Here is a 13,247-nt window from a genome sequence, read left to right on the forward strand (position 1 = left end):
TCAGAACTCCACGCCGCGCTGCGCCTTCACGCCTTGCTCCTTGTACGGATGCTTGACGAGCCGCATTTCGGTGACGAGGTCGGCCGCATCGATCAGCGCATCGGGCGCATGCCGGCCGGTGACGACGACGTGCACCGAATCCGGCCGCGCGACGAGCGTTGCGAGCACCTCGTCGAGCGGCAGGTATTCGTACTTCAGCACGGTGTTCAGCTCGTCGAGGATCACCATCCGGTACTCGCCGCTTTCGATCATCCGGCGCGCCTCGTCCCAGCCCTTGCGCGCGGTCGCGATGTCGGCGTCGCGGTTCTGCGTGTTCCACGTATAGCCGTCGCCCATCGTCACGAAGTCGCATTCCGCGACCGCGCCGAGGAAGTCGCGCTCGGACGTGTGCAGCGCGCCCTTGATGAACTGCACGACGCCGAGCCGCATGCCATGGCCGAGCACGCGCACGGCCATGCCGAACGCGGCCGTGCTCTTGCCCTTGCCGTTACCGGTGTTGACGATCAGCAGGCCCTTTTCCTGGGTGGCGGCAGCCTGCTTCTTTTCATGGCCGGCGCGGCGGCGTTCGGTCATCCGCTGATGGGATTCGGCATCGGTCTTCATCGGGAATCGTCCTGTCGAAAGCGAAACAAAGGGTTCAGAGCGGGCCGGCGAGCGCGACCGTCACGCCGTCCCGGATGGATTTGGGGCCGAGCAGCCGGCCATTGGGCGCCGCGAGCCGCGCGCACGGCTCGGCCACGCCCGCGACGCCGAAACGCGCGAGCGCGGCAGCAGACGGGCCGCTCAATGCCGGTTCGGGACACTGCGCGAGCTGCGCCGCGTCGAACGCAACCAGCGGCCAGCCGCGGCGCGCGCACAGCGTGCGCAGCGGCCGGGCACGCGCCTTGTCGGCAAGCGTCGCGACGACGGCCGGCTCGGCGCCCGGGTAGTGCGCCAGCGCCGCACGGATCGCGGCATCGAGTTGCGCGGCCGTCACGCCGGCGCGGAAACCGACACCGAGCGCGACGCGCATCATGCGCGGCCGCCGAGCGCCGCGCGCACCGCCGGATCGTCGGCGAGTGCCGCGACGCGGCCGATCACGACGATCGCGGGCGAACCGATACCGGTCGCGCCAACGCGTTCGACGATCGTGTCGAGCGTCGCGAGCACGTGCCGCTGGCCGTCACGCGTCGCGTTCTCGATCGCCGCGCACGGCGTGTCGCCGGGCACGCCGCCGTCACGCAGCGCGGCCACGATCGCGTCGAGCCGGCGTATGCCCATGTAGATCACGATCGTCATCCGCGTCGCGGCGAGCGCGCGCCAGTCGGGTTCGTCGGCGCCCGCGCCGTGGCCCGTGACGAAGATCACGCCCTGCGCGTCGCCGCGATGCGTGACCGGAATGCCGAGCGCGGCCGGGGCCGCGATCCCGGCCGTGATGCCGTTCACGATCTCGACCGGGAAACCGGCCGCGCCGAGCGCGAGCAGTTCCTCGCCGCCGCGGCCGAACACGAACGGGTCGCCGCCCTTGAGCCGTGCGACGCTGCGGCCCGCGCGCAGGTGCGCGAGCATCGCGGCGACGATCGCTTCCTGCGGTGTCGACGCATGGCCGCCGCGCTTGCCGACGTGCTCGATACGCGCGTCGGCGCGCGCATGGCGCAATACGTCGGGGTTCACGAGATCGTCGACGAGCAGCACGTCGGCCGCGGCGATCGCGCGCACGGCCTTCAGCGTCAGCAGATCGGCGTCGCCGGGGCCGGCGCCGACGAGCCAGGCGCGGCTCATCGGACGCGGCACGGCGCACACCGTGTCGTAGCAGTGGAAAGGGGACAGCGAGCGGCACATCGGCGGCCGGCGGACAGGCAAGGCATGACGGATCGGGCAAAGCCCGCGCGAGCGCGGGCGGAAAGCGCACCCCATCCGTCCCCCGCGGATCGGGCGTTCGGCGAGCAGCGGGCTCGCCCCTTGCGTCGGCCGGTATCCGGGCTGGCCGCTTGCCAGGCCGCAACCTTCCCGCCCGCTGAAGGGCAGTGGCATCGCGGGCGGCCTGGGCGCGTGCGGGGGAACCGCGGCGCGCGGGCGGCGTACCGTTGCGGGGACAGCACAGGCCGGGCGGACTTCCGCCTCCTGTTTCCCGTTTAACTGCGTGCGCGGAATACGCATGCGAGCACCGAACGCGGCGCATACGATAGCACAGCGGTCGGCCCGCGCGAACCCGCCGCGCGGGCGCGGCGGGCGCCCCCCGCACGGTGCCGCGGCCACGCCGAACGCGCCGCGGCGGCCCGTTCCGCCTTGACGCTCCCCGCACCGCCGCCTACACTCGCACGCGTTTTGGTGCTCGCGCGCGCTCTTCCGGCGCGCGCAGTTAAACGGGAAACAGGGAGCCTGCCTGCGCCGCAGTCGAGCCAACCTGTGCTGCCCCCGCAACGGTAAGCGAACGCGTCGCGCCCAGCGCGATGCAGCGCCGCTTCGCCGCATGCCTGCCGCATGCGGACGACCGCCACTGGATGCCGCGCATCCGGGAAGGCGAAGCGGCGTGTTCGTCAGCCCGGATACCGGCCGAAACGTTGGGGTTCAGCGCCGCGGGGAGGCGGCGCATCGTCCACGGCCGCAGTTCGCCGGACGCCCGAGCGTTGCCCGCTTCCTCCGCCGATCCGTCAGCCGCTGCACACGCGCGGGCCGGAGCGAGGAACGGCCGGCGCCGCGCGCCGGGCCAACGACGGTCGTGTTGGCATTCATCATGTCGACCGTTCGCAAAGGAGCATCATGCTCGACTCGTTCTTCCGCCTGTTCAACGACAGCCCGTCCGGGCTGCGCGGCAAAATCGTCGCGATCTATTCATTGCTCGTCGCGTTCAACGCCGGCGCGTGGATCTGGGCATTCGTCGCGTTTCGCGACCAGCCGGTGCTGCTGGGTACCGCGCTGCTCGCCTACGTGTTCGGGCTGCGCCATGCGGTCGACGCCGACCATATCGCCGCGATCGACAACGTCACGCGCAAGCTGATGCAGGAGGGCCGCAGCCCGCTCGGCGCGGGCCTGTTCTTCTCGCTCGGCCACTCGACGGTGGTGATCGTGATGTCCGTGGCGGTCGCGCTGACCGCGGCATCGCTCGCGCGCTTCGAGAGCATGAAGACCTGGGGCGGCGTGATCAGCACGAGCGTGTCGGCATTCTTCCTGCTGGTGCTCGCGGCCGCCAACCTGCTGATCCTGATCTCCGTCTACCGGACGTTTCGCGCGGCCCGCCGCGGCGAGCCGATCGTCGACGCCGACCTCGACATGCTGATGAACCAGCGCGGCGTGCTGGCCCGCCTGTTCCGGCCTCTGTTCCGCCTCGTGTCGCGCAGCTGGCACCTGTATCCGGTCGGCTTCCTGTTCGGCTTCGGCTTCGATACCGCGACCGAAATCGCGCTGTTCGGCATTTCGGCCACGCAAGTGCAGGGCGGCCTGTCGTTCTGGTCGGTGATGGTGTTGCCGGTGCTGTTCACCGCGGGCATGACGCTCGTCGACACGACCGACGGCATCCTGATGATGGGCGCGTACCGCTGGGCGTACGTGCGGCCGATCCGCAAGATCTACTACAACATGACGATCACGTTCGTGTCGGTGCTGGTTGCCGCGCTGATCGGCGGCATCGAGGTGCTCGCGCTGCTCGCGGATAAACTCTCGCTGCAGGGCCCGGTATGGAATTTCGCGACGATGGTCGCATCGCATTTCGGGATGCTCGGCTATGTCGTGATCGGCCTGTTCCTCGCGTGCTGGATCGTGTCGGCCGCGATCTACCGCCTCAAACGTTACGACGAGATCGACGTGACGCTCTCGGCCTGACACCCTTTTCGACACAGGACCCACCATGACCCTACGCAAGCTTCCCGTCACGATCGTCACGGGCTTTCTCGGCAGCGGCAAGACCACGCTGATGCGCCACATCCTGCAGCACGCCGGAGGCCGCCGCATCGCGGTGATCGTCAACGAATTCGGCGAGCTCGGCATCGACGGCGAAATCCTCAAGGGCTGCGGGATCGGCTGCGAGGACGCAGAGGGCACCCCGGGCGAAGCGTCGGGCCAGCTGTACGAACTCGCGAACGGCTGCCTGTGCTGCACCGTGCAGGAGGAGTTCTATCCGGTGATGGAAGCGCTCGTCGAGCGCCGTGCCGACATCGACCACGTGCTGATCGAGACGTCGGGCCTCGCGCTGCCGAAGCCGCTCGTGCAGGCCTTCAACTGGCCGACGATCCGCAACAGCTTCACGGTCGACGCGGTCGTGACCGTCGTCGACGGGCCGGCCGCCGCGAGCGGCCAGTTCGCCGAGAACCCGCAGGCCGTCGACGCGCAGCGCCGCGCCGATCCGAATCTCGACCACGAGTCGCCGCTGCACGAACTGTTCGCCGACCAGCTGTCGTCCGCCGATCTCGTGATCGTGAACAAGGCCGACCTGGTCGCCGACGCGCAGTTCGCCGAGGTCGAAGCCGCGATCCGCGAGGAAATCCCGCCGCAGGTGAAGATCGTGCGCGCGACGCGCGGCGAGCTCGACCTCGCGATGCTGCTGGGCCTCGAATCGGCATCGGAGGAAACGATCCACCTGCGGCACGACCATCACGGCTCGGCCGACGACGGCGATCACGACCACCATCACGACGATTTCGATTCGGTGGTGGTGTCGGGCGACGCGGGGTCGCGCGAGGCGACGATCGCCGCGCTGCAGCGCGTCGTCGAGACGCACACGATCTATCGCGCGAAAGGCTTCGCCGCGCTGCCCGATGCGCCGATGCGACTCGTGATCCAGGGCGTCGGCCGCCGCTTCGACAGCTATTTCGACCGTCGCTGGCAGGACGGCGAGACGCGTGCGAGCCGCTTCGTGCTGATCGGCGAGGATCTCGACGCAGCCGCGCTGCAGCGCGCGTTCGACGCCGCGTGCGCGGCCGACATGCAACAGGCGTAACGCGCGATGCATCTGCTGCGCACCACGCCGGGAGGCTTCGTCGACGATACGCAGGGTGTCGTCCGGATCGACCAGCAGCCGGCCGACATCGTGATCCTGAGCTCGGCCGACACGACGCTGTCGCTGCTGGCCAGCGTCGTGCCGAAGCTGCCGGCCGGCTTTCCGAGCGTGCGGCTCGCGAACGTCACGTTCCTGCGGCAGCCGGCGTCGGTCGATTTCTATGTCGACGACGTGCTGCGTCACGCGAAGACGGTCGTGATCGATCATCTCGGCGGCGAGGCATACTGGCCGTACGGGATCGAACAGGCCGTGTCGCTCGCGTCGAAGCGCGGGCAACGGCTCGCGATGTTCTCCGGCGACCTGCAGGAAGACCCGAACCTCGTCGCGAAGAGCACGGTCGCGCCCGACCTGTGCCGGCTGTGGTGGCGCTATCTGCGCGAAGGCGGGATGCACAACGCCGACGCGTTGCTGCGCAGCATCGCGTTCCATACGCTCGGTTTCGGCGACGCCCCCGAGCCGCCGCGCCCGCTACCGGCCGCCGCGCTGTATCACCCGGCGCGCGACCCGGCGAGCGTCGACGACTGGCGAGCGCGCTGGACGCCCGGCGCGCCCGTCGTCGCGATCCTGTTCTATCGTGCGCACTGGCAGGCCGCGAACACCGCCGTGTTCGACGCGCTGGCAGATGCCCTCGTGCGCGAAGGGCTCAATCCGCTGCCGATCGCGGTCACGTCATTGAAGGATGCCGTGAGCCGCGAGGTCATCACGCAGCTCTGCGACACGCATGGCGTCGCGCTCGTGCTGAACACCACGGCCTTCGCGGCCGGCGCAATCGACAGCCCCGAACCCGACGTGCTCGCGGGCGACGCGCCGGTGCTGCAGGTGATCCTGTCCGGCGGCAACCGCGACGCGTGGGTGGCCGACAACCAGGGGCTGCACGCGCGCGACATCGCGATGCACATCGCATTGCCTGAAGTCGACGGGCGCATCGTCACGCGCGCGGTGAGCTTCAAGGGGCTGGCGTATCGTTGTCCGCACACCGAAGTCGACGTCGTGCGCTACCAGCCCGACGCCGAACGGATCGCGTTCGTCGCGGCGCTCGCGCGCGGCTGGTGCCGGCTGCGCACGCTCGACAATCCCGACAAGCGCATCGCGCTGATCCTCGCGAACTATCCGCAAAGCGAAGGGCGGATCGGCAACGGCGTCGGGCTCGATACGCCGGCGTCCGCACTGCGCGTGCTCGCGGCGCTGCGCGAGGCGGGCTATGCCGTGGCCGACCTGCCGGCCGACGGCGACGCGCTGATCGCGCGGCTCACCGAAGGCGTGACCAACGATCCGGCCGTGCGCGCATTGCGCCCCGCGTTCCAGAGCTTCGCGCTGGCCGACTACGTCGCGCATTTCGCGCGGCTGCCGGCCGCCGTGCGCGACGCGCTGAACGCACGCTGGGGCCCGCCCGAAGCGGACCCGACGCTGCGGCAGGGGCGCTTCACGATCGCCGGCTGGCGCGCGGGCAACGTGTTCGTCGGCATCCAGCCGTCGCGTTCGCGCGGCGAGAACGACTATGCGAGCTACCACGATGCGGACCTCGTGCCGCCGCACGCGTACCTCGCGTTCTATTTCTGGCTGCGCGATGCGTTCAGCATCGACGCGGTCATCCACCTCGGCAAGCACGGCAACCTCGAATGGCTGCCGGGCAAGAGCGTCGCGCTGTCCGACGCGTGCTGGCCCGACCTGACGCTCGGACCGCTGCCGCACCTGTATCCGTTCATCGTCAACGATCCGGGCGAGGGCAGCCAGGCGAAACGCCGCGCGCAGGCGGTGATCGTCGATCACCTGATGCCGCCGCTCACGCGCGCGGAAAACTACGGCCCGCTGCAGGATCTCGAACGGCAGGTCGACGAGTACTACGAAGCGCTGATGGTCGATGCGCGGCGCGCCAGGCTGCTGCGCAAGACGATCCTCGCGACGATCGCCGAACACCGGCTGCATGACGAACTGAGCGTGTCGCCGCCGCGCGATGCGGGCGACGAGGATGCGCTGCTGACGCGCGTCGACGCGTGGCTGTGCGAATTGAAGGAAGCGCAGATTCGCGACGGGCTGCACGTGTTCGGTGCGTCGCCGGCCGACCGTCAGCGGCGCGACACGCTGCTCGCGCTCGCGCGTTTTCCGGTCGGCGACGGCAAGGGCGCACGCGCGGGGCTGATCGGCGCGCTCGCGCGCGATCTCGCGCTCGGCGACGATTTCGATCCGCTCGCGGCCGACTGGGCCGCGCCGTGGACGGGCCCGCGGCCGGCCGCGCTGCAAGCGCTCGACGCATCGCCGTGGCGCCATGCGGGCGATACGCGCGAGCGGCTCGAACGGCTTGCGCAGCAGTGGCTGGACGGGCTGTGCGCGAATGCCGGCGGCGATCCCGGCATCGATGCGACGCCGCCGGGTGCATGGCCGCACACGCTCGCCGTGCTCGAACGCGTTCGCACGGCGCTGCTGCCCGCGCTCGACGCGTGCGGCGGCGAGGAAATGCGCCAGCTGCTGCGCGGGCTCGACGGCCGCTTCGTGCCGCCGGGGCCGAGCGGTTCGCCGTCGCGCGGCCGCCCCGACGTGCTGCCGACGGGCCGCAACTTCTATTCGGTCGATACGCGCGCGGTGCCGACGCAGGCCGCGTGGTCGCTCGGGCTGAAATCCGCGCAGCAGCTGATCGAACGCCATCTGCAGGATCACGGCGACTATCCGCGCGCGATCGGGCTGTCGGTCTGGGGGACCGCCACGATGCGCACCGGCGGCGACGACATCGCGCAGGCGTTCGCGCTCATCGGCGTGCGGCCGAAATGGGCGCACGGCAGCCATCGCGTGACCGACTTCGAGATCCTGCCGATCGAGATCTTCGACCGGCCGCGCATCGACGTGACGCTGCGCGTGTCGGGCTTCTTCCGCGACGCGTTCCCGAACCTGATGCACCTGTTCGACGCGGCCGTGCAGGCTGTGGCTGCGCTCGACGAGCCCGAGGCACTGAACCCGATCCGCGCGCGCATCGAGCGCGAACGCGCGACATGGATCGAGCAGGGCGTGGCGCCGGACGAAGCGCGGCGCCGTGCCGGCTGGCGCGTGTTCGGCGCGCGGCCGGGCAGCTACGGCGCCGGCCTGCAGGACCTGATCGACCAGCGCCGCTGGCAGACCGACGCCGACCTCGCCGACGCGTATCGCCAGTGGGGCGGCCATGCGTACGCGCAGAACAGCGCGGGCGACGCCGCCCCCGACGTGTTCGGCGAGCGGCTCGCGACGATCGACGTCGTCGTGCAGAACCAGGACAGCCGCGAACACGACATCCTCGACTCGAACGACTACTACCAGTTCCAGGGCGGGATGACGGCGGCCGTGCGCCACCTGTCCGGGCAGCAGCCGAGCATCTACCACGGCGACCATGCGAACCCGGTCGCGCCGAAGATGCGCACGCTGCGCGAGGAAATCGCGCGCGTGATCCGCTCGCGCGTCGTCAATCCGAAATGGCTCGACGGCGTGAAGCGTCATGGCTACAAGGGCGCGGCCGAAATGGCCGCGACCGTCGACTACCTGTACGGCTATGACGCGACCGCGCGCGTGCTGTCGGACCACCAGTACGCGCTCGTCGCCGACGCATACCTGTTCGACGACGACACGCGCGCGTTCCTTGAGCACCACAACCCGAAGGCGCTGCATGGCATCTGCGAACGCTTCGTCGAAGCGATGCAGCGCGGGCTGTGGCAGCAGCCGGGCGACTATCGCGAGCGGATCGAAGCGGTCTGGCTCGACAGCGAACAACTTCAGGAAGGGGGACGGCGATGACCGATCCGACGACGCATCGCGCACGCGCGGTGTTCCCGTTCGCGGCGCTGGTCGCACAGCAACCGTTGCAGCGGGCGCTGCTGCTGGCGGCGATCGACCCGTCGCTCGGCGGCGTGCTCGTCAGCGGGCCGCGCGGCACCGCGAAATCGACCGCCGCGCGCGCGCTCGCCGAACTGCTGCCCGAAGGGGCATTCGTCACGCTGCCGCTGTCGGCGAGCGACGAGCAGGTCACGGGCACGCTCGATCTCGCGCATGCGCTCGCCGAAAACGGCGTGCGCTTTCGCCCGGGCCTGCTCGCGCGCGCGCATCGCGGCGTGCTGTACGTCGACGAGGTGAACCTGCTCGCCGACGGGCTCGTCGATACGCTGCTCGATGTCGCCGCGAGCGGCGTGAACGTGGTCGAGCGCGATGGCGTGTCGCACGCGCACGACGCGCGCTTCGTGCTGGTCGGCACGATGAATCCCGAAGAAGGCGAACTGCGCCCGCAACTGCTCGACCGCTTCGGGCTGATGGTCGAGCTCGAGAACTGCTTCGACGCCGCGCAGCGCGAGCAGATCGTGAAGGCGCGCCTCGCGTTCGATCTCGATCCGGACGCGTTCCGTGCACGTCACGCGGCTGCGCAGCGCGCGCTCGGCGACCGGATCCACGCGGCGCGGGCGCGACTGTCGACGCTGGATTTCGACGATGCGGTTCACGCGCGCGTCAGCGCGCTGTGCATCGACGCGGCCGTCGACGGCCTGCGCGCCGACCTCGTGATGCTGCGCGCCGCGCGCGCGCTCGCGGCGCTGGAACAGGCCGACGCGGTGACGGTGCCGCATGTCGAACGCGTGGCCGACGCGGTGCTGCGGCATCGGCGTCATGCGGGTACGCCGCCGTCGTCGGGCGCGTCGCAGTCGAATGGAGAGGGCGAGGGCAACCGCGACGGCCGTTCGCCGCCGGACACGCGCCGGCATCCTGACGATCAATCGGGCGCGGCGCGAAACGATGCGACCGCGTCACAAGGCGACTGGGGCTACCTGCCGCCCGAGCCGGCCGGGCTGCGCGACGTGAAAGGCGTGGTGCCGCTACCGCTAAAAAAACGCTGAGCCATCGAGCCGACGCCGCCGCGAACACGGTTCGCGGTCCTCGATGGCAGCCAGGCGCTGCCGCGCGCGTGCCGGGTACGGTGCGTGCCGGCACGGCCGTTGCATGGCCGGCGACGCTCGCCGCGAAGCGCGGCGGCCCGCTGCACGCCGACCACCTGCGTTTTCGCAAACGGGCCGGCACACCGCGCGCACTCCATTGCTTCGTGCTCGACTGTTCGGCGTCGATGCTGTCGCACGAACGGCTCGCGCTCGCGAAAGGGTTGATCGTCGCGTACTTCGATCAGGCCGCGCGCGAGCGCGTGGAAACCGCGCTGATCTGCTTCGGCGGCAACGGCGCCGCGCGGCGCTTCGGCCCGGCCGTGCCGCGCTGGTGGAATGCGCGCTGGCTCGAACCGGTGGACGGCGGCGGCGGCACGCCGCTCGCGGACGGCATCGCGGCCGCCGCGCAAGTGCTCGCGCACGATGCACGGCGTACGCCGGACAAGCAGCGCTGGCTGTGGGTGCTGTCCGACGGACGCACGCGCGAAACGCCGCCGAAACCGGCGGCCGCCGATCACGTCGTGTTCGTCGACTTCGACGACGCGGCCGTGCGGATCGGGCAGGGCAGGCGGCTCGCCGATGCATGGGGCGCGCAATGGATGACGGCAGCGTCACTGTCCCCCGAGCTGGCCGGCTGATCCGGCGATCGGCCGTGCTGGACGATCGCCGGCGCTGCGCTATGATCGCCGTTTCTACTCACCGGAATGCCTGCCATGCAAGTACTCGTCGATGCCGACGCGTGTCCCGCCGTCATCAAGGACATGCTGTTTCGCGCCGCGCGTCGTGCCGAGATCTGTGTGACGCTGGTCGCGAACCAGTTCCTGCGCACGCCGCCGTCGCCGTTCATCAAGGCGCTGCAGGTGCCGGCCGGCTTCGACGTAGCCGATGCGCGAATCGTCGAGCTCGCGGAAGCCGGCGATCTCGTGATCACCGCCGACATCCCGCTGGCCGCCGCCGTCCTCGACAAGGGCGCACATGCGCTCGACCCGCGCGGCAACTGGTTCAGCCGCGAGAACATCGAGGAACGCCTGTCGACGCGCGCGATGATGGATCAGTTGCGCAGCGCGGGCATCGATACGGGCGGGCCGGCGCCGTTCAGCGCACGCGATGGCAAGACGTTCGCGTCGCAGCTCGATCGGTTCCTGGCACGCCGCGGCACGCCGTGACGCACCGGGCGTCGGTCGTGCGATACGTCACCGTTTTCGCGTCGAATCGCCGGCTACGGCAGAATACGAATTCGCCTCGACATGGATGTCGTGGCGCGAACGACCCATCGGAGGGCATGGATGTCACCGACCCAACTTCTCGTTCCGACGTTCACCCAGATGCTGCGCGCGCAATCCGCGTGGCTCGACAAGGCCGTGGCGCACCGGCAGGCTGACGGCGACGCGCCCGACGCGGTGCTGACGCTGAAGCTCGCGCCCGACATGTATCCGCTCGCCGCCCAGGTGCGGTTTTCGTGCTTCCAGGCCATGGAACCTGTCTACCGGCTGCGCGGCGAGCCGCTGCCGGATGCGCTGCTGGCGTTGCGGGAAGCCGGCTGGCATGCCGATGCGCAGCCCGGCACGCTGAGCGACGCACAGGGCATCCTCGCCGGCACGATCGCGTTCCTCGGCGAACTCGCCCCCGACGCGCTCGACGGCGGCGCCGCGCTGCCGATCGCGCTCGAACTGCCGAACGGCATCGCGTTCGACATGACGGGCGAGCAGTATGCGCGCGACTGGGCGCTGCCGCAGTTCTACTTTCACGCGATCGCCGCGTACGCGATCCTGCGCCATCACGGCGTCGAGCTCGGCAAGGCCGACTACGTGCCGCACATGCTGGCGTACGTGCGGCCCGGCACGATTCCTCAGGGTTGAGCGGATGAGCGGACGATCCGGCCGCGGCGCCGCGGCATGACGCGGGCCCTGTTCATCTGCAGCCGCAACCGGCTGCGCAGCCCGACGGCCGAGGTGGTATTCGCCGCGTGGCCGGGCGTCGAAACCGACTCAGCGGGCCTCGCGCCAGACGCGGACACGCGCTTGTCCGCGGAACAGCTCGAATGGGCCGAGATCGTGTTCGTGATGGAACGCGCGCACAAAGCGAAGCTGTCCGCCCAATTCGGCGCCCGGCTGAAGCACAAGCAGATCGTCTGCCTCGACATTCCCGACCGCTACGCGTACATGCAGCCCGAACTGGTCGCGCTGCTCGAGCGCAAGGCCGGGCCGTTGCTGCGCGCGTGAGCGGCGCGGGCCGGTTCAGCGCGAGCGAAGCGGCCCGTCCGCGAGCGCGGAAATGCGGTCGAGGTGCAGCAGTTCGATGATCTTGCGGGTAGGCACGCTCGCGCGCAGCGTCTCGAGCCGCTCGACGTCGAACCACTTGCAGCGCGCGATCTCGTTGCTCGCACGCGGGGTCAGGTGTTTCGGCACGTCGGCCACGAACACGTGATGGAGCTTCGTGAGGCCGCCGAACTGCACCGCATAGTCGAGCGCGAGCCCCTCCAGCCGCGTTTCCTCCGCCAGCTCCCGCCGCGCGGCCTCCAGCGGCGTCTCGCCGCGCCGGATCGTGCCGCCCGGCAGCGACCAGCGCGCCGCGCTACGCGCGACCAGCAGCACGCTGCTGCGCTGGCGGCACACGATCGTGGCGCGTTCCTTGATGCTGGCGACGGTATCCGGCCCGGTATTCATGTTCGGCAAAACAGGTGCTGAATCGTGGAGGGAAATGCACGTCGACCGGTGCTGCCGGCCTGTCGCCCGATCGTCGGGCACGACGGCATGCAAGCCGCCGCGCCGATCATACCGGGCGTTCGTGACAGTTCCGTGCGTTGCCCAGCGCAACGCGCATCGCGTCATGCGTGCGTGTCGATCGCCGAGTGAGCCGGCTTCCCGGACCGTCCGTGGCGCCGTTTGTGGACGGCATGCCGATGGTGATGCGGCGGCGTCACATGCGGGCGCATGGGCGCGGGCCGTGCCACCGGCGCGGCGGCCCGCGGGGCAGATTGTCCCTCGCCAAAATGGAAGGTCTGGGTTTGCGCGCGAGCGACACTCAGCGTCGACACCAGCACGATGGCCGCGAGCAGCATGCGTTTCATGAAAAGTCCACCTTTGGTCAGATAAGCACGTTCCGCGAGCTTAGCGAACGGCGGCATGGCGCCGCAACCGTCCCGCGTTCGGCATCGTCCCCGGTTGCGGGTGACCGGGCGATCCGCACGCAGCGGCAGCATGTCCGGCTTGACAACTAAAGGTGTTCTTTTCGTTATTCGATTCCCGATACGTAACGATCTTGCCGATTCGATCGCATATCGAAACGCGAAGCGGGCGATTTTTCCGCCGGATGGCGCTGTGAAGCCGAGTCGGCCACGCTCGACCCGTGCCGCCGCGCACGGCCGACGCTTGCATGGACCGGTTCCAGCG

The 13,247-nt window shown here is 70.1% G+C and carries 13 protein-coding genes and 2 riboswitches; of the genes, 8 read left to right on the top strand and 5 right to left on the bottom strand.

Annotated features, from left to right (window positions below):
• From cobO to cobA, 3 genes are read right to left on the bottom strand one after another with little or no spacing between them, the layout of a single operon-like run.
• Positions 1-603: a cob(I)yrinic acid a,c-diamide adenosyltransferase gene (gene cobO / locus DIE23_RS03175; RefSeq protein ID WP_124497561.1), complete on the bottom strand. Its 603-nt coding sequence runs from the start codon at positions 601-603 to the stop codon at positions 1-3.
• Positions 604-637: 34 nt separating this feature from the next.
• Positions 638-1,015, bottom strand: coding sequence for a cobalamin biosynthesis protein (locus tag DIE23_RS03180; protein ID WP_124610754.1), 378 nt, complete (start codon positions 1,013-1,015; stop codon positions 638-640).
• On the bottom strand, positions 1,012-1,761 hold the full coding sequence (gene cobA, locus DIE23_RS03185; protein ID WP_124610755.1) for a uroporphyrinogen-III C-methyltransferase: 750 nt from the start codon (positions 1,759-1,761) through the stop codon (positions 1,012-1,014). The genes DIE23_RS03180 and cobA overlap by 4 nt, the downstream gene beginning before the upstream one ends.
• 169 nt (positions 1,762-1,930) lie before the next feature.
• Positions 1,931-2,166: riboswitch (cobalamin riboswitch) on the bottom strand.
• Positions 2,167-2,291: 125 nt separating this feature from the next.
• A riboswitch (cobalamin riboswitch) is annotated at positions 2,292-2,555 on the top strand.
• Between the two features lie 187 nt (positions 2,556-2,742).
• On the opposite strand from cobA, the gene DIE23_RS03190 reads away from it, so the two are divergent.
• The 8 genes from DIE23_RS03190 (at position 2,743) to DIE23_RS03225 (ending at position 12,077) form a co-directional block, all read left to right on the top strand.
• Positions 2,743-3,801 carry a HoxN/HupN/NixA family nickel/cobalt transporter gene (locus DIE23_RS03190; RefSeq protein ID WP_124610756.1) on the top strand — a complete coding sequence of 353 codons (1,059 nt, stop codon included), beginning with the start codon at positions 2,743-2,745 and terminating at the stop codon, positions 3,799-3,801.
• Between the two features lie 25 nt (positions 3,802-3,826).
• Positions 3,827-4,915 (top strand): cobalamin biosynthesis protein CobW, encoded by a 1,089-nt coding sequence (gene cobW, locus DIE23_RS03195; RefSeq protein WP_124610757.1) that lies wholly within the window; start codon positions 3,827-3,829, stop codon positions 4,913-4,915.
• Between the two features lie 6 nt (positions 4,916-4,921).
• Entirely contained in the window at positions 4,922-8,731 is a 3,810-nt protein-coding gene (gene cobN / locus DIE23_RS03200; protein WP_124610758.1) for a cobaltochelatase subunit CobN, read from the top strand.
• Positions 8,728-9,816, top strand: coding sequence for an ATP-binding protein (locus DIE23_RS03205; protein ID WP_124610759.1), 1,089 nt, complete (start codon positions 8,728-8,730; stop codon positions 9,814-9,816). Before cobN ends, DIE23_RS03205 begins: the two co-directional genes overlap by 4 nt.
• A gap of 68 nt (positions 9,817-9,884) precedes the next feature.
• Positions 9,885-10,493: a VWA domain-containing protein gene (locus DIE23_RS03210; RefSeq protein ID WP_124610760.1), complete on the top strand. Its 609-nt coding sequence runs from the start codon at positions 9,885-9,887 to the stop codon at positions 10,491-10,493.
• 75 nt (positions 10,494-10,568) lie between these two features.
• Entirely contained in the window at positions 10,569-11,021 is a 453-nt protein-coding gene (locus tag DIE23_RS03215; RefSeq protein ID WP_124610761.1) for a YaiI/YqxD family protein, read from the top strand.
• A 120-nt stretch (positions 11,022-11,141) separates the two neighbouring features.
• Positions 11,142-11,714, top strand: coding sequence for a DUF1993 family protein (locus DIE23_RS03220; protein WP_124610762.1), 573 nt, complete (start codon positions 11,142-11,144; stop codon positions 11,712-11,714).
• A gap of 36 nt (positions 11,715-11,750) precedes the next feature.
• A complete protein-coding gene (locus tag DIE23_RS03225; protein ID WP_124610763.1) occupies positions 11,751-12,077 on the top strand; it encodes a low molecular weight protein tyrosine phosphatase family protein in 327 nt (108 codons plus the stop codon).
• A gap of 15 nt (positions 12,078-12,092) precedes the next feature.
• Here DIE23_RS03225 and DIE23_RS03230 read toward each other — a convergent pair whose 3' ends face one another.
• Together DIE23_RS03230 and DIE23_RS03235 are read right to left on the bottom strand one after the other, a co-directional pair.
• Positions 12,093-12,521: an NUDIX hydrolase gene (locus DIE23_RS03230; protein WP_124610764.1), complete on the bottom strand. Its 429-nt coding sequence runs from the start codon at positions 12,519-12,521 to the stop codon at positions 12,093-12,095.
• A gap of 161 nt (positions 12,522-12,682) precedes the next feature.
• Positions 12,683-12,925 carry a hypothetical protein gene (locus tag DIE23_RS03235; protein ID WP_124610765.1) on the bottom strand — a complete coding sequence of 81 codons (243 nt, stop codon included), beginning with the start codon at positions 12,923-12,925 and terminating at the stop codon, positions 12,683-12,685.
• Positions 12,926-13,247 lie beyond the last annotated feature (322 nt).

Origin of the sequence: Burkholderia sp. Bp9143 (assembly GCF_003853645.1) — a bacterium.
In the GTDB taxonomy this organism is placed as follows: Bacteria; Pseudomonadota; Gammaproteobacteria; order Burkholderiales; family Burkholderiaceae; genus Burkholderia.